This window comes from Variovorax sp. GW458-11-26-14-LB1 (assembly GCF_059423965.1).
This window is the reverse complement of the sequence record NZ_JBWKYW010000061.1, coordinates 22,397-40,936: the sequence shown is the minus strand read 5'-3', so window position 1 is coordinate 40,936 and position 18,540 is coordinate 22,397. Positions and strand designations below refer to the sequence as shown.

16 protein-coding genes are annotated in these 18,540 nt (G+C 68.9%); 9 read left to right on the top strand and 7 right to left on the bottom strand.

All coding sequences use genetic code 11. The features are described 5' to 3' along the window. Positions 1 to 160: 160 nt before the first annotated feature. Together AC07YS_RS28125 and AC07YS_RS28120 are read left to right on the top strand one after the other, a co-directional pair. Complete coding sequence (locus AC07YS_RS28125) at positions 161 to 649, top strand: tripartite tricarboxylate transporter TctB family protein (RefSeq protein ID WP_062472776.1); 489 nt, start codon at positions 161 to 163, stop codon at positions 647 to 649. A gap of 13 nt (positions 650 to 662) precedes the next feature. Continuing rightward, positions 663 to 2,174 carry a tripartite tricarboxylate transporter permease gene (locus tag AC07YS_RS28120; protein ID WP_062472774.1) on the top strand — a complete coding sequence of 504 codons (1,512 nt, stop codon included), beginning with the start codon at positions 663 to 665 and terminating at the stop codon, positions 2,172 to 2,174. 132 nt (positions 2,175 to 2,306) lie between these two features. Here the strand turns inward: AC07YS_RS28120 and AC07YS_RS28115 are convergent, their stop codons facing one another. Next, entirely contained in the window at positions 2,307 to 3,065 is a 759-nt protein-coding gene (locus AC07YS_RS28115; protein ID WP_495270021.1) for a sulfite exporter TauE/SafE family protein, read from the bottom strand. A 419-nt stretch (positions 3,066 to 3,484) separates the two neighbouring features. Between AC07YS_RS28115 and AC07YS_RS28110 the strand changes: the two genes are divergently transcribed. Both AC07YS_RS28110 and AC07YS_RS28105 read left to right on the top strand, forming a co-directional pair. Beyond that, on the top strand, positions 3,485 to 4,723 hold the full coding sequence (locus AC07YS_RS28110) for an ammonium transporter (RefSeq protein ID WP_447740302.1): 1,239 nt from the start codon (positions 3,485 to 3,487) through the stop codon (positions 4,721 to 4,723). 18 nt (positions 4,724 to 4,741) lie between these two features. After that, the gene (locus tag AC07YS_RS28105; RefSeq protein ID WP_082818034.1) at positions 4,742 to 5,044 is read left to right on the top strand and encodes a hypothetical protein; all 303 of its coding nucleotides are present in this window, start codon (positions 4,742 to 4,744) and stop codon (positions 5,042 to 5,044) included. A gap of 7 nt (positions 5,045 to 5,051) precedes the next feature. Here the strand turns inward: AC07YS_RS28105 and AC07YS_RS28100 are convergent, their stop codons facing one another. The 4 genes from AC07YS_RS28100 to amaB all read right to left on the bottom strand — a co-directional run bounded on the left by AC07YS_RS28100 (position 5,052) and on the right by amaB (position 10,509). Next, complete coding sequence (locus AC07YS_RS28100) at positions 5,052 to 6,725, bottom strand: thiamine pyrophosphate-binding protein (protein WP_495270020.1); 1,674 nt, start codon at positions 6,723 to 6,725, stop codon at positions 5,052 to 5,054. Positions 6,726 to 6,750: 25 nt separating this feature from the next. Further along, on the bottom strand, positions 6,751 to 7,968 hold the full coding sequence (locus AC07YS_RS28095; protein ID WP_495270019.1) for a pyridoxal phosphate-dependent aminotransferase: 1,218 nt from the start codon (positions 7,966 to 7,968) through the stop codon (positions 6,751 to 6,753). Next, the gene (locus tag AC07YS_RS28090) at positions 7,965 to 8,873 is read right to left on the bottom strand and encodes an amino acid ABC transporter substrate-binding protein (protein WP_062472764.1); all 909 of its coding nucleotides are present in this window, start codon (positions 8,871 to 8,873) and stop codon (positions 7,965 to 7,967) included. Before AC07YS_RS28090 ends, AC07YS_RS28095 begins: the two co-directional genes overlap by 4 nt. Positions 8,874 to 8,970: 97 nt before the next feature. After that, on the bottom strand, positions 8,971 to 10,509 hold the full coding sequence (gene amaB, locus AC07YS_RS28085; protein WP_495270018.1) for an L-piperidine-6-carboxylate dehydrogenase: 1,539 nt from the start codon (positions 10,507 to 10,509) through the stop codon (positions 8,971 to 8,973). Positions 10,510 to 10,690: 181 nt separating this feature from the next. Between amaB and AC07YS_RS28080 the strand changes: the two genes are divergently transcribed. After that, on the top strand, positions 10,691 to 10,966 hold the full coding sequence (locus AC07YS_RS28080) for a GIY-YIG nuclease family protein (RefSeq protein ID WP_062472759.1): 276 nt from the start codon (positions 10,691 to 10,693) through the stop codon (positions 10,964 to 10,966). A 208-nt stretch (positions 10,967 to 11,174) separates the two neighbouring features. Here the strand turns inward: AC07YS_RS28080 and AC07YS_RS28075 are convergent, their stop codons facing one another. Next, positions 11,175 to 12,809, bottom strand: coding sequence for a GMC family oxidoreductase (locus tag AC07YS_RS28075; protein ID WP_070063471.1), 1,635 nt, complete (start codon positions 12,807 to 12,809; stop codon positions 11,175 to 11,177). 71 nt (positions 12,810 to 12,880) lie between these two features. Next, positions 12,881 to 14,398 carry a CoA-acylating methylmalonate-semialdehyde dehydrogenase gene (locus tag AC07YS_RS28070; RefSeq protein WP_139703976.1) on the bottom strand — a complete coding sequence of 506 codons (1,518 nt, stop codon included), beginning with the start codon at positions 14,396 to 14,398 and terminating at the stop codon, positions 12,881 to 12,883. A gap of 86 nt (positions 14,399 to 14,484) precedes the next feature. Between AC07YS_RS28070 and AC07YS_RS28065 the strand changes: the two genes are divergently transcribed. From AC07YS_RS28065 to AC07YS_RS28050, 4 genes are all read left to right on the top strand, one after another. Next, the gene (locus AC07YS_RS28065) at positions 14,485 to 15,402 is read left to right on the top strand and encodes a LysR family transcriptional regulator (protein ID WP_495270017.1); all 918 of its coding nucleotides are present in this window, start codon (positions 14,485 to 14,487) and stop codon (positions 15,400 to 15,402) included. Positions 15,403 to 15,535: 133 nt separating this feature from the next. After that, positions 15,536 to 16,708: an MlaE family ABC transporter permease gene (locus AC07YS_RS28060; protein WP_070063474.1), complete on the top strand. Its 1,173-nt coding sequence runs from the start codon at positions 15,536 to 15,538 to the stop codon at positions 16,706 to 16,708. Beyond that, positions 16,705 to 17,559: an ABC transporter ATP-binding protein gene (locus AC07YS_RS28055; protein ID WP_495270016.1), complete on the top strand. Its 855-nt coding sequence runs from the start codon at positions 16,705 to 16,707 to the stop codon at positions 17,557 to 17,559. The genes AC07YS_RS28060 and AC07YS_RS28055 overlap by 4 nt, the downstream gene beginning before the upstream one ends. A gap of 8 nt (positions 17,560 to 17,567) precedes the next feature. Further along, positions 17,568 to 18,524 carry an MlaD family protein gene (locus tag AC07YS_RS28050; RefSeq protein ID WP_139703980.1) on the top strand — a complete coding sequence of 319 codons (957 nt, stop codon included), beginning with the start codon at positions 17,568 to 17,570 and terminating at the stop codon, positions 18,522 to 18,524. Positions 18,525 to 18,540: the final 16 nt, after the last annotated feature.

Below are 18,540 nucleotides of genomic sequence, written 5' to 3'. Positions count from 1 at the left end.
CAACCCGCCCGCCCCCTTCGGGGAACAGCGACACGAAGTGCGCGAAGCCTGGGGGAGAGCCCGTACTTTCCCTGTAAGCATTTGTCCGTACCGTCGCGGTCAGCCGACGGTCAGCCGTTGGCGACGACCCTCGTCCCTTCGAAAACAGAGGGTCGAGACAATGAAAATCAAGAGACAGGCGGACTTCTTCTCAGGAGTCATGTTCGCCGCCGTCGGTGGCGCGTTCGCCATCGGCGCCACCACCTACACCATCGGCGACGGCGCCCGCATGGGGCCGGGGTACTTCCCGCTGATGCTGGGCATCCTGCTGGCGCTGCTGGGCGCGCTGATCATGTTCCAGGCCATGGTGGTCGAGAGCGCCGACGGCGACAAGATCGGCAAATGGGCCTGGAAGCCGCTGGCCTTCGTGCTCGGCGCCAACCTGGCCTTCGGCGTGCTGCTGGGCGGCCTGCCCAGCGTCGGGCTGCCGGCGATGGGCATGATCATCGCGATCTACGCGCTCACGATCATCTCGAGCATGGCGGGCGAGCACTTCAAGCTGCGCGACGTGCTGGTGCTGGCAACCATCCTGGCAGCCGGCAGCTATGTGGCCTTCATCTGGGCGCTCAAGCTGCAGATCCAGGTCTGGCCCACGTTCATTTCGGGTTGAGGAGCACACCGCCATGGAACTGTTCCACAACCTGGCGACCGGCTTCGGCGTCGCCTTCACCTTCACCAACCTGCTGTACTGCCTGGTCGGCTGCATCCTGGGCACGCTGATCGGCGTGCTGCCGGGCATCGGCCCGGTCGCGACGATCGCGATGCTGCTGCCCGCCACCTACGCGCTGCCGCCCGTGTCGGCGCTGATCATGCTGGCCGGCATCTACTACGGCGCCCAGTACGGCGGCTCGACCACGGCCATCCTGGTGAACCTGCCCGGGGAGTCGTCCTCGGTGGTCACCTGCATCGACGGCTACCAGATGGCAAGGCAGGGCCGCGCAGGCCCTGCGCTCGCTGCCGCGGGCCTGGGCTCGTTCTTCGCGGGCTGCGTCGGCACGCTGATCCTGGCGGCCTTCGCGCCCCCGCTGACCGAGCTCGCCTTCAAGTTCGGCCCGGCCGAGTACTTCTCGCTGATGGTGCTGGGCCTGATCGGCGCGGTGGTGCTGGCCTCGGGCTCGCTGCTCAAGGCGGTGGCGATGATCGTGCTGGGCCTGCTGCTGGGCATCGTGGGCACCGACGTGAACTCGGGCGTCGCGCGCTTCAGCTTCGACATTCCCGAGCTCACCGACGGCATCGGCTTCGTGGTGATCGCCATGGGCGTGTTCGGCTACGGCGAAATCATCGGCAACCTCTCGCAGCCCGATGACGAGCGCGAGGTGTTCACGCACAAGGTCAAGGGCCTGTGGCCCACCAAGGACGACTTCAAGCGCATGACGCCCGCGGTACTGCGTGGCACCGCGCTCGGCTCCGCGCTGGGCATCCTGCCGGGCGGCGGCGCGCTGCTGGCGGCCTTCGCGGCCTATGCGCTGGAGAAGAAGATCAAGATGCGCCCGGGCGAAGTGCCCTTCGGCAAGGGCAACATCCGCGGCGTGGCCTCCCCCGAGTCGGCCAACAACGCCGGTGCGCAGACCTCCTTCATTCCGCTCTTGACGCTGGGCATCCCGCCCAACGCCGTGATGGCGCTGATGGTGGGTGCGATGACGATCCACAACATCCAGCCCGGCCCGCAGGTGATGACCAGCAACCCCGAGCTCTTCTGGGGCCTGATCGCCTCGATGTGGATCGGCAACGCGATGCTGATCATCCTGAACCTGCCGCTGATCGGCATGTGGATCAAGCTGCTGACGGTGCCTTACAAGTTCCTGTTCCCTGCCATCGTGCTGTTCTGCGCGATCGGCGTGTACTCGACCAACAACAACACCTTCGACGTGTGGATGGTGGCGATCTTCGGCTTCATCGGCTACCTGTTCCTGAAGCTGCGCACCGAGCCGGCCCCGCTGCTGCTGGGCTTCATCCTCGGGCCGATGATGGAAGAGAACCTGCGGCGCGCGCTGCTGCTGTCGCGCGGTGCGTGGAGCGTGTTCGTCACGCGGCCGCTGTCGGCGGGGCTGCTGATCGCTGCAGCCTTGCTGCTGGCCATCGTGCTGTTGCCCGCGATCAAGGCGAAGCGCGAAGAAGCCTTCGTTGAGGATTGAGCTGGAGGCTCCTTCCAGGAACACCGCGGAACCGGCTTTGCCGGGCCGCTGGTGTTGCCCCCGGTAGGGGGTTGGCGAAGCGACACGAAGTGCGCGAAGACTGGGGGCGAGCCTGTTGCTCCAGGGGCTTTTTTATTTCAGGAACGCGTCGTAAGCGGTTTTCAGGATCAGCGCACTCACCACCACGATGAACACGATCCGCACGAAGCCCGCCCCGTGCTTCAGCGCCACGCGCGTGCCGACCAGGCTGCCGGCCACGTTGGCCACCGCCATCACCAGCCCGTAGTGCCACCAGACGTGGCCCTTGGCGGCCAGCAGGATCAGTGCGGCGGCGTTGGTCAGCGTGTTGATGACCTTGGCCGAGGCCGAGGCATTGAGGAAGTCGTAGCCCATCCAGCGCACGAACAAAAACACCAGGAAGCTGCCCGTGCCCGGACCGAAGAAGCCGTCGTAGAAACCGATGGTCAGGCCGATGGTGCTGGCCGCCAGCGTCTCGGCGCGGCCGCTGAAGCGCGGCGCGTGCAGCCGGCCCATGTCCTTGCGCGCCAGCGTGTAGATCAGCACGCCCAGCAGGATGACCGGCAGCGCCCGGCGCAGGAAGTCGCCCGGGAAGACCGTGACGGTCCAGGCGCCGAGCATCGAGCCGCCGAAGCCCAGCAGCGCGGCCGGCCACATCGCGCCCCAGCGCATCTGCACCCGCTGGCTGAACTGGGCCGCCGAGGCCGCCGTGCCCCAGATGGACGCGCTCTTGTTGGTGCCCAGCAGCGTGGCGGGCGGCGCGCCCGGAAACACCGCAAAGAGGGCCGGCACCAGGATCAACCCGCCGCCGCCCACGATCGCATCGATAAAACCCGCGAGCAGTGAGGCGCCCGTGACCACCAGCATTTCCATGCGGGCGATTGTCTCACCGGAATCGCTATCGAAACGATAGCTGTGGTGGCCGGTACCGGCTGGCCAGGAGGCTTGTTTGGCTTGGAGGAAAGGGCCTGCATCCGCGCGGCGAACGGGCAAAAAAAAGCGCCGACCAGCGGCGCTTTTCAAATATCAGACAGGCATCTCGTACGGAGCCTTTGAAGAATGTTCTTGTTGATCGATCGGAAGCTTGTCTCCTCGGACCCTCGGCAGTACGAGCAGGGCCCGTCGCGAGTGCGCAGATTGTGCAAGCGCGCACCCGCCCGGTGCATTAGGAATTACCCGCTTCGTGTTACTTCGACCCTCCGGTTGGGAAACCAAAGTGTTTCAGTCAGTTAACAAGATGGCATGACTCGTGCACACAGGCCTCTTGTCCACCACTCCAAGAAGAAACGGTCATGGCCCTGCTGGCACCCCAAGCCTCCCTGAACGCGGCCGACACCGCCTGGATGATGACCTCGACCGCGCTGGTGCTGCTGATGACGCTGCCCGGCATCGCACTCTTCTACGCCGGCATGGTCCGGCGCAAGAACGTGCTGGCGACCATGGCCGGGGTGGTGGCGATCGCCGCCGTGGTCTCGCTGACCTGGTTCGCGCTCGGCTACTCGCTGGCTTTCACGCCCGGCTGGCCCTGGCTGGGCAAGCTCTCGCGCATCGGTTTTTCGGGCTTCGAGTACCTGAAGGAGGCCGGCCAGGTGGCCGTGAGCCACGTGGCGCCGAACGTGCCGGAATCGGTCTACGCGATGTTCCAGCTGAGCTTCGCGATCATCACCACCGCGCTGGTGCTCGGCGCCTTTGTCGAGCGCATGCGCTTCTCGGCGCTGCTGTGGTTCGCGCTGCTGTGGAGCGTGCTCGTGTACGCGCCGGTCGCGCACTGGGTGTGGGAGCCGGGCGGCTGGCTCGCGCAGATGGGCGCGCTCGACTTCGCGGGCGGCTCGGTGGTGCACGTCAACGCGGGCATCGCGGGGCTGGTGTGCGCCTATGCGCTCGGGCCGCGCCGGGGCTACGGGCGCGAGGCCTTCGAGCCCTACAGCCTGGCGCTCACCATGACGGGCGCGGGCCTGCTGTGGGTGGGCTGGTTCGGCTTCAATGCCGGCTCGGCGGTGGCGGCCGACGGGCGCGCCGGCCTGGCCATGCTGGTCACGCACATCGCGGCGGCGGCTGGCGCCATGAGCTGGATGATCGGCGAATGGATCGTGCGCCGCAGCCCCTCGCTCTTGGGCCTGTGCTCCGGCCTCGTGGCCGGGCTGGTGGCGATCACGCCGGCGGCCGGCTTCGTCACGCCGCTGTCGGCGCTGGCCATCGGCGCCATCGCCGGGCTGGCCTGCTACTGGGGCGCCACGGGCCTGAAGCACCTGCTCGGTGCGGACGACTCGCTCGACGTGTTCGGCGTGCACGGCATCGGCGGCATCGTGGGCGCGCTGCTCACGGGCGTGTTCGCCGACCCGCGCATCTCGGGCGCGGCGGGCAATGTGCTGACGCAGGCGATCGCGGTCGCCAGCGTGGCGATCTACAGCGCGGCCGGCACGGCCATCGTGCTGTTCCTGGTGCATGTGCTGGTCGGATTGCGCGTCGACCCCGAGAGTGAACTGGTGGGCCTCGATCTTGCTCAGCATCGTGAACACCTGGGAGCCTGACCACCCGAGGGAGACGCCATGCCATCCATGTCCGAAAGCGAACGCATCGCGCTTGCAGCACGCCTTCACGTGGCACTGCGGCGAAAGCACGGGCGCGTGACCGACACCGAATGGATGGCCACCAACGCCGAGTACGCCGCCGAGATCGTGCGCATGACGCGCCAGCACGCCGCCGAGACGAAAGACGACGAACTCGACCAGCTCGCCACGCGGCTCGAGCAGGCCATGGAACCGCTGGCCCGCGCCGCGCGCCTGGCGGCGCGCCAGCCCGACGGCCTGCCGCCCACGCCGCCGCCGCGCTATGTCGGCGGGCTGCGCTGACGATGCCTCAGTTCGCGGCCAGCGCCGCCTTGCGGATCGACGCCAGCGTGCTCGCGGGCGTGATCGCCTCCGGGTCGAGCAGGCAATGCAGGATGGCCGGCTTGCCACTGGCGCGTGCACGCGCGAGTGCGGGGCCGAATTCTTCCGTCGTGGTCACGCGTTCGCCGTGGCCGCCGAACACCTCGGCGTAGCCGCGGAAGTCGGGGTTCTTCAGCTGCGTGGCGCTGATGCGGCCGGGGTAGTGCTTTTCCTGGTGCATGCGGATCGTGCCGTACATGCCGTTGTCCAGCAGCACCACGAGGATCGGCAGACCGTATTGCACGGCAGTGGCGAACTCCTGGCCGTGCATCATGAAATCGCCGTCGCCCGCGAACACGACCACCTCGCGCTCGGGCCACAGGCGCTTGGCGCCGACGCCGGCCGGCAGGCCGTAACCCATCGAACCGCTGGTCGGCGCGAGCTGGCTCGCGAACGCGCGGAACGGCCAGAAGCGATGCACCCAGGTCGCGAAGTTGCCCGCGCCGTTGCAGAAGATGGTGTCGGCCGGCAGCACCTCGCGCAGGTGCTGCATGACCTCGCCCATCTGCAGCGGGCCGGGGATGCGGACCGCGGCCGGATCGCTCCAGCGCAGGAAGTCTTCGCGCGCCGTCTTCGTCTCGGCCTGCCAAACAGGAGGTGATGCGGGACGCAACGTGGACACCGCTTCGGCGAACGCCTGCGGGGTGGCGTGGATGCCTTGCGTCGGGCGATAGAGCTTGCCGAGCTCGTCGGCATCGGCGTGCACATGCACCAGCGCCTGCTTCGGCTGCGGGATCGCGAACAGCTCATAGCCTTGCGACGGCACTTCCGACAGACGCCCACCGACCAGCAGCACCAAGTCCGCATTGCGGATGCGCTCCAGCATGCGCGGGTTCGCGCCGAGCCCCAGATCGCCCGCATAGCTGGGGTGCTCGGCGGACATCAGCATCTGACGGCGGAACGAGCAGTACACGGGCAGCGCATGCGCCTCGGCGAACTGCGCGAACTGCTGCGTCGCGGCTTCGGACCAGCGGCTGCCGCCCAGGATGACGACCGGCCGCTGCGCCTGCGACAGGCGCTGCTGCAGCTCGGCGATCTGCGCCGTGCCCGGATGGGTTTCGGTGACGGCATACGGCAGCGCATCGGCCACCACGGCGGCTTCGGTCAGCATGTCTTCGGGCAGCGCGATCACCACCGGGCCGGGTCGGCCCGAGGTCGCGACGTGGAAGGCGCGCGACACCAGCTCGGGCACGCGCGCCGGATCGTCGATCTGCACGACCCACTTGGCCATGGTGCCGAAGACCGCGCTGTAGTCCAGCTCCTGGAAGGCTTCGCGGCCCATCGCATCGCGCGCGACCTGCCCGACGAACAGCAGGAGCGGCGTCGAGTCCTGGTGCGCGATGTGCACGCCCGCCGCCGCGTTGGTGGCGCCGGGGCCGCGCGTGACGAAGCAGATGCCGGGCTGGCCCGTGAGCTTGCCCTGCGCCTCGGCCATCATCGTCGCGCCGCCTTCCTGCCGGCACACCGTCACGTCGATCGATGCGTCGTGCAGCGCGTCGAGCACGGCCAGGAAGCTTTCGCCGGGCACGCAGAAGAGTTGCTTGACGCCGTGGGTGATGAGCTGGTCGACCAGGATCTGGCCGCCGGTGCGGGAGGAAGTCATGAGGGTTCCAGTGGGATGAAGATGTTCAGGAAAGCGCGGCGCAGGCGGCGGCGATGCGCGCGCACGCCTCTTCGAGCTGCGCCATCGACGTCGCATACGAGATGCGGAAATACGGTGCGAGCCCGAACACGCTGCCCGGCACCACCGCCACCTCGAAGTCCTGCAGCAGGTAGCGGCAGAAGTCGCTGTCGGTCTGCAGCAGCGCGCCGCTGCGGGTGCGCTTGCCGAGCACGCCGGCGCAGCTTGCGAAGGTATAGAAGGCGCCTTCGGGCACGCGGCAGTGCAGGCCCGGCGTGCGGTTGAGCGCGGCCACGACGACATCGCGGCGCTGTTGAAAGGATGCGCAGCGCTCGGCCACGATGCCTTGCGGCCCGGTGAGCGCCTCGATCGCCGCGGCCTGGCTCACCGACGAGGGGCACGAGGTCGACTGGCTTTGCACCACGGCCATCGCCGCGATCAGCGGGCGTGGGCCCGCGCCGTAGCCGACGCGCCAGCCGGTCATCGCATAGGCCTTCGACACACCGTTCACCGTCAACGTGCGTTCGCGCAGCCGCGGCTCCACGGCCACCGGCGTTGCGAACGCGAGGCCGTCGTAGAGGATGTGTTCGTAGATGTCGTCCGCCAGCACCCAGACATGAGGGTGATCGAGCAGCACGTCGGTGATCGGTTTCAGCTGCGCCGCGCTGTAGGCCGCGCCGCTCGGGTTCGACGGCGAGTTGAGAAACAGCCAGCGCGTGCGCGGCGTGATGGCCGCTTGCAGCTGCGCCGCGGTCAGCCGAAAGCCGTTCTCCTCGCCGCATGCCACCGACACCGGCACGCCGCCACAGATCTGCACGATGTCGGCGTACGAGGTCCAGTACGGCGCAGGCAGGATCACTTCGTCGCCCGGGTTCAGGCTCGCCATCAGCGCGTTGAAGATCACCTGCTTGGCACCCGCGCTCACGCTGATCTCGTCGAGCGCGAAGTCCAGCGCGTTGTCGCGCTTGAACTTCAGCTGCACCGCCGCCTTCATCGCGGGGCTGCCGTCGAGCACCGTGTAGCGCGTGTCGCCGCGCGCAATGGCCTGCGAGGCCGCATGCCGGATGTTCTCGGGCGTGTCGAAGTCGGGCTCGCCCGCGCCCAGCACGATCACCGGGCGGCCGGCGCGCTTGAGCGCCTGCGCATGGTCGGTGATGCGCAGGATCTCCGAGACCTGGATGGCGCGCACGCGTTGCGCCGGCGAGAACACGGCGGCGTCTGTCACTTCGCGTAGGCCTCCAGCGGCTTGTCGTTGGGTTCGAGCACGAGCTGCTTGAGCGCGGGGCTCATCGGCAGGTTGAGGCTGGTGTTCTTCGGCGGGATCGCGGCCACGAACCACTTGGTGTAGATCTTCTCGAGCTCGCCGCTCTTCATGAGCTTGCGCAGCGAATCGTCCACCGCGGCCTTGAAGGCCGGGTCGTCCTTGCGGAACAGCAGCGCGATCGGTTCGGAGCCCAGCGCCTCGCCGGTGATGCGGTAGGCCGTGGGGTTCTTCGAGTTCGCGATGATGCCGGCGAGCAGGTTGTCGTCGAGCACGAAGGCATCGGCGCGGCCCGACTCCATGAGCAGGAAGCTCTCCAGGTGGTCCTTGCCGAGCATGGTGTTGTACGAGACGTTCTGCGCGCGCTCCCGCTTGCGCAGCAGCTGCACGGCGGTGGTGCCGGTCGAGGCCGACACGTTGCGCCCCGCGAGCTGGTCGAGCGTGGTGATGCCCGAGTCGACCTTGGTCGCCATGCGCACTTCGCTCACGTACGTGGTGAGCGCGAAGGCCACCTGCTGCTGGCGCGCGGTGTTGTTGGTGGTGGGGCCGCAGCCGATGTCCAGCGTGCCGTTCTGCACCAGCGGGATGGTGTTCTGCGCGGTCACGGCCATGTACTCGAGCTTGGCGTTGGGCGTGATGTCCTTCAGCACGCGCTCGCAGAGCTCGACGTGGTAGCCCACGTACTTCTCGCCCGCGCCCAGCATGTAGGCCATGGGCGGCGAGGCTTCGCGCACGCCGAGCACGACCTTGCCGCTCGCCTTGATCTTGTCGAGCGTGCCGCCCGTGGGCGCCTGCTGCGCGGTGGCGGTGGTGCCGAAGGCGAGCGCAAGCAGCGCGGCGGTGGCGAGGGTCTTCAGTTGCATCTTCATCTTTGCTGTCTCCTGGTAGTTCTAGGGGGATATGCGCGACCGCTGCCCTGCCGCTGCAGCGAAGTGCTGCGCGGCGAGAACAACAGGCCGGGGTGGGTCAGTCGCCGATGTCGAAGGTCACGCCTTGAGCCAAGGGCAATGCCGTCGAGTAGTTGACGGTGTTGGTCGCGCGGCGCATGTAGGCCTTCCAGCTGTCCGAGCCCGCTTCGCGCCCGCCGCCGGTTTCCTTCTCGCCACCGAAGGCGCCGCCGATCTCGGCGCCGCTCGGGCCGATGTTGACGTTGGCGATGCCGCAGTCGGAGCCGGCGCTGGACATGAAGCGCTCGGCCTCGCGCACATTGAGCGTGAAGATCGACGACGACAGGCCCGCGCCCACTGCGTTGTGCCATTCGATGGCTTCGTCGAGCGAGCTGTAGCGCACCACGTAGAGGATGGGCGCGAAGGTCTCGCGCAGCACCGGGCCGGCGTGCGACTTCAGCTCGACCAGCGCGGGGCGCACATAGAACGCGTCCTGCGTGCCGATGCCCTCGACGCGCTGGCCGCCGTGCACCGTGGCGCCGGTCTCGCGGCTTTCGTTCAGGGCCTTCTGCATGCCGTCGAAGGCCGCGCGGTCGATCAGCGGACCGACCAGCGTGCCGGCCTCGCGCGGGTCACCCACCTGCACGTTGCCATAGACCTTCACGAGCTTGGGCACCAGCTGGTCGTACACGCTCTCGTGCACGAACAGGCGCCGCAGCGTGGTGCAGCGCTGGCCGGCCGTGCCCATGGCCGCGAAGGCGATGCCGCGCAGCGTGAGGTCCAGGTCGGCCGAGGGCGTGACGATGGCGGCGTTGTTGCCGCCCAGTTCGAGGATGGCGCGGGCGAAGCGCGCCGCGAGCTTGGGCCCGACCTGCCGGCCCATCGCCGTGGAGCCGGTGGCCGAGAGGATCGGCACGCGGGGGTCGTCGACCAGCACCTCGCCGATGTCGCGCGGGCCCAGCAGCAGGCCGAGCAGGCCTTCGGGCGCGTCGCCGAAACGTTCGATGGCGCGCTGCGCGATGGCGTGCACGGCCAGCGCGGTGAGCGGTGTTTTTTCCGATGGCTTCCACACCACCGGATCGCCGCACACGAGCGCGAGCGCCGCATTCCACGACCACACGGCCACCGGAAAGTTGAAGGCCGAGATCACGCCGCACACGCCCAGCGGGTGCCAGGTTTCCATCATCCGGTGCTCGGCGCGCTCGGTGGCCAGCGTGAGGCCGTAGAGCTGGCGCGAGAGGCCGACGGCGAAGTCGCAGATGTCGATCATTTCCTGCACCTCGCCCGCGCCTTCCGACGGGATCTTGCCGGCCTCCAGCGTGACGAGGCGGCCCAGGTCGCGCTTGGCGGCGCGCAGCTCTTCGCCCAGCAGGCGCACCAGCTCGCCGCGACGCGGCGCCGGCACCAGGCGCCAGGCCTTGAAGGCCTCGTGGGCGCGGCCGATGGCGCCGGTGGCTTCCACGGCCGTGGTCTGCGGCACCTGCGCGATCACCTCGCCGCTGACCGGCGAGCGCACCGTGAGGTCGCCGCGGGTGTGGGCGGTGCGGGGCACGCCCAGGCGATGCAGCAGTTGCTCGACCTCGGCGGGAAGGGACACGGGGGTCTGGGCTTCTGGCATGGACGCTCCAGGGAGAAGGAAGGGCAGAAGAAGAAATGCGACAGCAGGAACGGGCCAATATGTGCGAAACCCGCGCCCTTGCCTAGCGAAAAATTGGAAGGACTTGGTGCGTTTTGCGAATGAACTCCATGGCGACACCTTCGCTCAACGCACGACAAACGCCTGCCCGCACAATGCGCGCGTGCCCCGAAAACCGCCCGATCCCTCGCCGCCCCCACCCTATTGGCTCTACCTGCTGGAATGCGAAGGCGGCGTGTACTACGCGGGCATCGCGCTCGACGTGGAGCAGCGCTTCTTCCAGCATGTCTTCGGGCTGGGCGCCAAGTTCACGCGCGCGCGTCCGCCGCAGCGCGTGCTGGCGGCACGCCAGTATCCCGACAAGGGCGCCGCGTTGCGGGCGGAGATCGCGCTCAAGGCGCTGCCTCGCGCACGCAAGCTGGCGTTCTTCGACAGTTAGCCACCCGCCGCAGGCGACCTGCGCAGCATCACCGGCAGGCACAGCAGATAGAGCACGGCGCCGGCCAGCCCTGCGCCGTGGGCTGGAGGAGCAGGCGGCACCGCCCGATGCGATGTTCGAGGTCGGCGTGGACCTCATGCTCGAAGGCGCGAAGGCGCGCCTGGAAGCTGACACCCAGCGCGGCGCCAAGCCGCGCCGCTGAACCGCCTCAGCGGTTGCGGTTGTCTTCGAGGATCCAGCCCGCCGCCTTCTCCGCCATCATCAGCGTCGGGCTGTTGGTGTTGCCGCTGGTGATGGTGGGCATCGCGCCCGCATCGACCACGCGCAGGCCGCGCACGCCGCGCACGCGCAGGCGCGCATCGAGCACCGCCATCGGGTCGCCGTCGGCGCCCATCTTGGTGGTGCCGACCGGATGGAAGATGGTGGTGGCGATGTCGCCGGCCAACCGCGCGAGGTCTTCGTCGGTCTGGTACTGCACGCCGGGCTTCCACTCCTGCGGCTTGTACTTCGCGAGCGCGGGCTGCTGCGCGATGCGGCGCGTCACGCGCAGCGAATCGGCCGCGACCTTGCGGTCTTCCTCGGTGCTCAGGTAGTTGGGGGCGATGGCGGGCGCATCTTCGAAACGCGCGCTCTTGATGCGCACCGAGCCCCGGCTCGTCGGGTTCAGGTTGCACACGCTCGCGGTGAAGGCCGGAAAGCTGTGCAGCGGCTCGCCGAAGGCGTCGAGCGACAGCGGCTGCACGTGGTACTGGATGTTGGGCCACGCGCGGTCGGGCGAGCTGCGCGTGAAGGCGCCGAGCTGCGACGGCGCCATGCTCATCGGGCCACTGCGTTTCAGCAGATATTCGAGGCCGATCTTCGCCTTGCCGACCAGCGACGAGGCCAGCACGTTGAGCGTGGGCGCGCCCTCGATCTTGTAGACCGCGCGGATCTGCAGGTGGTCCTGCAGGTTGGCGCCGACGCCGGGCGCGTCCAGCGCCACCTCGATGCCGTGCTGGCGCAGCAGCTCGGCCGGACCGACGCCCGACAGCTGCAGGATCTGCGGTGAGCCGATGGCGCCCGCGCTGAGGATCACTTCGCACTCGGCGTGCGCGGTGGTCATCTCGGTGCCGTCCCACACCTGCGCCCCGGTGCAGCGCTTCGTGCCGTCGGGCAGCGTCTCGAACAGCAGGCGCGACACCTGCGCGCCGGTCCACAGCTCGAAGTTGGGGCGGCCGTAGCAGGTGGGCCGCAGGAAGGCCTTGGCGGTGTTCCAGCGCCAGCCGTTCTTCTGGTTGACCTGGAAGTAGCCCACGCCTTCGTTGCTGCCGCGGTTGAAGTCGGCCGTGTGCGGCACGCCGGCCTGCACGGCCGCGTCGGCAAAGGCATCGAGGATGTCCCAGCGCAGCCGCTGCTTCTCGACACGCCATTCGCCGCCCGCGCCGTGCATCTCGTCGGCGCCGAGGTAGAAGTCTTCGTGCTTGCGAAAGGCCGGCAGCACGTTCTCCCAGCGCCAGCCTTCGTCGCCCGTGAGCTCAGCCCAGTGCTCGTAGTCGCGCGACTGGCCGCGCATGTAGATCATGCCGTTGATGCTGGAGCAGCCGCCCAGCGTCTTGCCGCGCGGATAGCGCAGCGTGCGGCCGTTCAGGCCCGCGTCGGGCTCGGTGTTGTAGAGCCAGTCGGTGCGCGGGTTGCCGATGCAGTACAGGTAGCCCACCGGAATGTGAATCCAGTGGTAGTCGTCCTTGCGGCCGGCCTCGATGAGCAGCACGCGCTTGGTCTTGTCGGCGCTCAGGCGGTTGGCGATGAGCGAGCCGGCGGTGCCGGCGCCGATGATGATGTAGTCGAAGGTGGTGTCGCTCATGGCGGCTGGCTTTTTGTCTCTCGTTGTTCTTCGGATGCGAAGCGCCGCGCGTGCGGCGCCCCCTTTTACCTTTACTTCGCCGTCGGCATCACGAACTCTGCGCCCTTGCCGATGCTCTCCGGCCAGCGCTGCATGATCGACTTCTGCTTCGTATAGAAGCGCACGCCCTCTTCGCCATACGCGTGCATGTCGCCGAACAGGCTCTTCTTCCAGCCGCCGAAGCCGTGCCAGGCCATCGGCACCGGGATCGGCACGTTGATGCCGACCATGCCGACCTGGATGCGGCGGCCGAACTCGCGGGCCACGTTGCCGTCGCGCGTGAAGCAGCTCACGCCGTTGCCGAACTCGTGCGCGTTGATGAGGTCGACGGCTTCCTTGAAGGTCGCGACGCGCAGGCAGCCCAGCACGGGGCCGAAGATCTCTTCCTTGTAGATGCGCATCTCGGGCGTGACGTGGTCGAACAGCGTGCCGCCCATCCAGAAGCCGTCGCCGCAGCCTTCGCCCGCCTTGTTGCCGTCGAAGCTGCGGCCGTCGACCAGCAGCTTCGCGCCTTCCTTCTCGCCCTGCGCGATGTAGCCGGTGATGCGCTCGTGCGCGGCGCGCGTGACGATCGGGCCCATCTCGGCCGCGAGGTTCTCGCCATCGAGCACCTTCAGCGTCTTCGTGCGCTCGATGAGCTTGGGCAGCAGCCGGTCGGCCACGTCGCCCACCAGCACCGCGACGCTGATCGCCATGCAGCGCTCGCCGGCCGAGCCGTAGCCGGCGCCGATGAGGGCGTCCACGGCCTGGTCGATGTCGGCGTCGGGCATGACGACCATGTGGTTCTTCGCGCCGCCCAGCGCCTGCACGCGCTTGCCGTGGCGTGCGCCGGTTTCGTAGATGTAGTTGGCGATGGGCGTCGAGCCCACGAAGCTCACGGCCTTGACGTCGGGGTGCTCCAGCAGCGCGTCGACCGCGGCCTTGTCGCCCTGCACCACGTTGAACACGCCGTCGGGCAGGCCGGCCTTCTTGAGCAGCTCGGCCATCAGCAGCGACGGGCTCGGGTCGGTCGGGCTGGGCTTGAGCACGAAGGTGTTGCCCGCGGCGATGGCCACCGGGAACATCCACATCGGCACCATCACCGGGAAGTTGAAGGGCGTGATGCCCGCGACCACGCCCAGCGGCTGGCGCAGCGTCCAGTTGTCGATGCCAGTGCTCACCTGGTCGGTGAAGTCGCCCTTGAGCAGCTGCGGAATGCCGCAGGCGAACTCGACGATGTCGATGCCGCGGCTCACCTCGCCCTGCGCGTCGGTGAAGACCTTGCCGTGCTCGGCGGTGATGAGGTGGGCGAGTTCGTCCTTGTGCTGGTTGAGCAGCTCGAGGAACTTGAACATCACGCGCGCCCGGCGGATCGGCGGCGTGTCGGCCCAGGCCGGGAACGCGGCCTGGGCGGCGGCCACGGCGGCGGCCACCTGCGCGGCATCGGCCAGGCCGACCTTGCCGGTGACGGCGCCGGTGGCGGGGTTGGTCACGTCCTGCGTGCGGCCGGAGGTGTTGGCGGCGGGGGCGCCGGCGATGTGGTGGTCGATATTTCGGGTGCTGATGGACATGTGCGGGTCTCCTGAAGGCAATTTGGCCCAATCCACGAAGAGAAAGCCAATGAATTCGCGTCGATGGCGCTATAAATCAGTCTTATATGACTACGTCATCGATGGACCTCCAGATTCTGCGCGCCTTCATCCTGGCGGGGCGCGAGGGCAACGTCTCGCGCGCCGCCGAGAAGCTGCACCTGACGCAGCCTGCGGTGAGCCTGCAGCTCAAGCGTTTCGCGGAAGAAACCGGGCTGGTGCTGTTCACCCGCACGCCGCACGGGCTGGCGCTCACGGCCGACGGCGCGGCCATGCTGCCGCAGGCCGAGCGCGTGCTGGCGGCCGTGGGCGACCTGCAGCAGGCCGCGCGCAACCTGCAGGTCACGGTGCGCGGGGCGCTGCGCATCGGCACCATCCTCGACCCCGAGTTCACGCGGCTGGGCGTGTTCCTGCGCGAGCTGGTCGAGGCCGCGCCGCAGATCGAGACCGAGCTGCGCCACGGCATGAGCGGCAGCGTGCTGGCGCAGGTGCTGCGCGGCGAGCTCGACGTGGGCTTTCACCTCGACCCCGGCAATCCGGACGACACACCCGACGCCGCCGCCCCGGCGCCGCTGGCGGTGCGCACGCTCACTCGCTTCAGCTACCGCGTGGTCGCGCCGGCCGGCTGGGGCCCGCAGGTGCTGGGGCGCGACTGGAAGGCGCTGGCCGCCCTGCCCTGGCTGGCCACGCCGCCCGAGTCGGCGCACCACCGTTTGCTGGAACGCGTGTTCGGCCCGCTCGGCCTGGCGCCCCGGCGCGTGGCGCTGGTCGACCAGGAGGCCTCGATGCTCGACCTGCTGAAGTCGGGCGTGGGCCTGAGCCTGGTGCGCGACTCGATCGCCATCCGCGAAAGCCAGGCCCACGGCCTCGTGCTGGCCGACCGCGTGCGGCTGGATTGCGCGCTGCGTTTCGTCTCGCTGGCCGCGCGGCGCGACGAGCCCGTGATCGCCAGCGCCTGGGATGCGCTGGCGCGGGCCTGGAGCTGAAGATTGGCTGAAAAAAACGGCGTCTGGCCCTACGCAAACGAAGGGCCAGACGCACACAAGCCCCGGATGCACGCGGTTACGATGCGCGCTCTCGCTTGGACCTTTGTTTACGTTTTGTCCCGCACCTTTGCCCATGTCGCCCACCCCGTCGCCCGCTGACGCCCCCGCCACCGACGACGCCTTCGCGCCGCCGCGCGCGCAGACGCAGGACGTGGACGGCCGCACCTGGGCCGTGGCCAGCGGTTGCTGGACCACGCTGGCGATGTCGACGCGCCCGGCCTGGGAGGCGTTGGCCAAGGACCTCGCGGCGCTGCCGCCCGCGGACGACCGGGCCTGGGACCTGCGCCCCATCGGCCAGCTCGACCACATCGGCGCCCAGCTGCTGTGGGAACACTGGCGCCAGGCCTGGCCGGCCACGATCGAGCTGTCGCCGCAGCACCAGGCGGTGCTCGACCAGGTGGCGAAGTTCACGGTGGCCACGCCCGACGAGCCGCCCAAGTCGCTGAGCGACCGGCTGCACGCACTGGCCCACCACGGCCCGCGCGCGATGGTCGTGCTGCGCGACTTCGTGGGCCTCATCGGCCAGCTCGCGCTCGACCTGTGCACGCTGGCGCGCGCGCCGCACCGCGCGCCGTGGCGCGACTTCTCGGGCCACCTCTATCAGTTCGGCGCCACGGCGCTGCACATCACGGCGCTGGTCGGCCTCTTGATCGGCGTGGTGCTGGCCTACCTGATCTCGCAGCAGCTGCGCAACTACGGCGCCGAGGCCTTCGTGGTGAACATCCTCGGGCTGTCGCTGATCCGCGAGCTCGGGCCGGTGCTGGCCGCCGTGCTGATCGCGGGCCGCTCGGGCTCGGCGATCACGGCGCAGATCGGCGTGATGCGCGTCACCGAGGAGCTCGACGCGATGCGCGTGATGGGCATCCCGCACGGCTTCCGTCTCGTGATGCCGCGCGTGCTGGCGCTGGCCATCGCGATGCCGCTGATCAGCCTGTGGACCTCGATGGCGGCGCTGGCCGGCGGCATGCTCGCGGCCGATGCGGCGCTGGGCATCTCGCCGTCGTATTTCCTGTCGGCCTTGCCGCGCGCGGTGCCCATCTCCAACCTCTGGCTGGCCCTGGCCAAGTCGGCGGTGTTCGGCGTGCTGATCGCGCTGATCGGCTGCTACTTCGGCATGAAGGTCAAACCCAACACCGAGAGCCTGGGGCGCGGCACCACGTCGTCGGTCGTGACCTCGATCACCGCCGTGATCCTGGTCGACGCGCTCTTCGCAGTGCTCTTCAAGGGCATAGGATTCCGCGGATGAACGCCGCCGTGACGTCCCCCTCGAGCACCGTGGTCGACATCCGCAAGCTCTGGACCGTGTTCAAGAGCCCCGATGGCGAACAGGTGGTGCACCGCGACCTCGACCTGCACCTCGACCGCGGCGAGGTGCTGTCGCTGGTCGGCGGCTCGGGCACCGGCAAGACGGTGCTGCTGCGGCAGATTCTCGGGCTGCAGAAGCCCACGAAGGGCGCGGTCGAGGTGCTGGGCCGGGCGCCGGGCGAACTCAGCGCGGCCGGCGCGGCCAACGTGGGCATGCTGTTCCAGCACGGTGCGCTGTTCTCGGCCTTCAGCGTGCTGGAGAACATCGCCTTTCCGCTGCGCGAACTCAAGCTGCTGCCCGACGAGCTGATCCGCAACGCCGCGCTCGTGAAGCTGCAGATGGTGGGGCTGGAGCCGCAGCATGCGAACAAGAGCCCGTCGGACCTGTCGGGCGGCATGATCAAGCGCGTGGCGCTGGCGCGCGCGCTCATCATGGACCCGCCGCTGCTGCTGCTGGACGAGCCCACCGCCGGCCTCGACCCCGAGGCCTCCGACAGTTTCTGCGACCTGCTGCGCGGCCTGCACCGCGAGCTGGGCCTGACGGTCGTGATGGTCACGCACGACCTGGACACCCTGTTCGACCTGAGCACCCGCATCGCGGTGCTGGCCGACCAGAAGGTGATCGTGAGCGGCACGGCGCGCGAAGTCATCGCCTACCCGCATCCCTTCATCCACGAATACTTTCTCGGCGGGCGCGGCCAGCGCGCCCTGGAGGCGCTGCACGACAAGCCCGCCGCCGGCAAACAACCATCCGCGCCGCGGCCCGAGGCCGCGCGCGCTGACGAAAGGTAGGTCCCCTCATGGAAAACAAGGCCCATGCCCTCGCCGCCGGCGCCTTCGTGCTCGGCCTGATCGCCGCGCTCGTCGCGCTGGTGGTCTGGTTCACGCGCGACAACACCGTGCGCAACGTTTACGAACTCTCCACCCGCGACGCCGTGAGCGGCCTGCAGCCGCAGGCCCAGGTGCGCTACCGCGGCATCTCGGTCGGCAAGGTGACCTCGATCGACTTCGACCCCAAAACCAAGGGCAACGTGCGCGTGCGCATCACGGTCGACGAGCGCGTGCCGCTCACCACCTCCAGCTTTGCCACGCTGAGCTACCAGGGCGTGACCGGCCTGGCCTTCATCGCGCTGGACGATGAGGGCGAATCGACCGTCGCGCTCAAGCCCGACAACAACAACCCGCCGCGCATTCCGCTCAAGCCCTCGATGCTCGCGAAGCTGCAGGACCGCGGCGAGGAAATCATCGACCAGGTGGAAGAAGTGACCAAGCGCGCCAACGCGTTGCTGGCCGACGCCAACCAGAAGCGCGTGGCCGACGCGCTGGAGAACATCGCGGCCGCCTCGGCCAGCGCCAACACGCTGCTCAAGCAGCTCGACAACACCGTCAAGACCGGCCTGAACCCGACGCTGGCCGCCATGCCCGAAACGCTGTCGACGGTGAAGAAGGCGGCCGGCGACGTCTCGCGCGTGGCCAACAACTTCAACTCCACCGTGGGCCGGCTCAACGCACCCGACGGTCCGGTCGAGCGCCTGAGCGAGGGCACCAAGGCGCTGGCGCAGGCGGTCGACTCGTTCAACGCCGCCACCCTGCCGCGCGTGAACCGCGTGGCCGACGACACCGCCCACGCGGTGCGCCGCCTGGGCCGCGCGGCCGACAGCATCAACGACAACCCGCAATCGCTGCTGTTCGGCAATGGCGGCGCCGCCGCGGGCCCGGGCGAGCCCGGCTTCGTTGCACCCGCCGCACGCCACTGACCGGGAGCAGACCAAC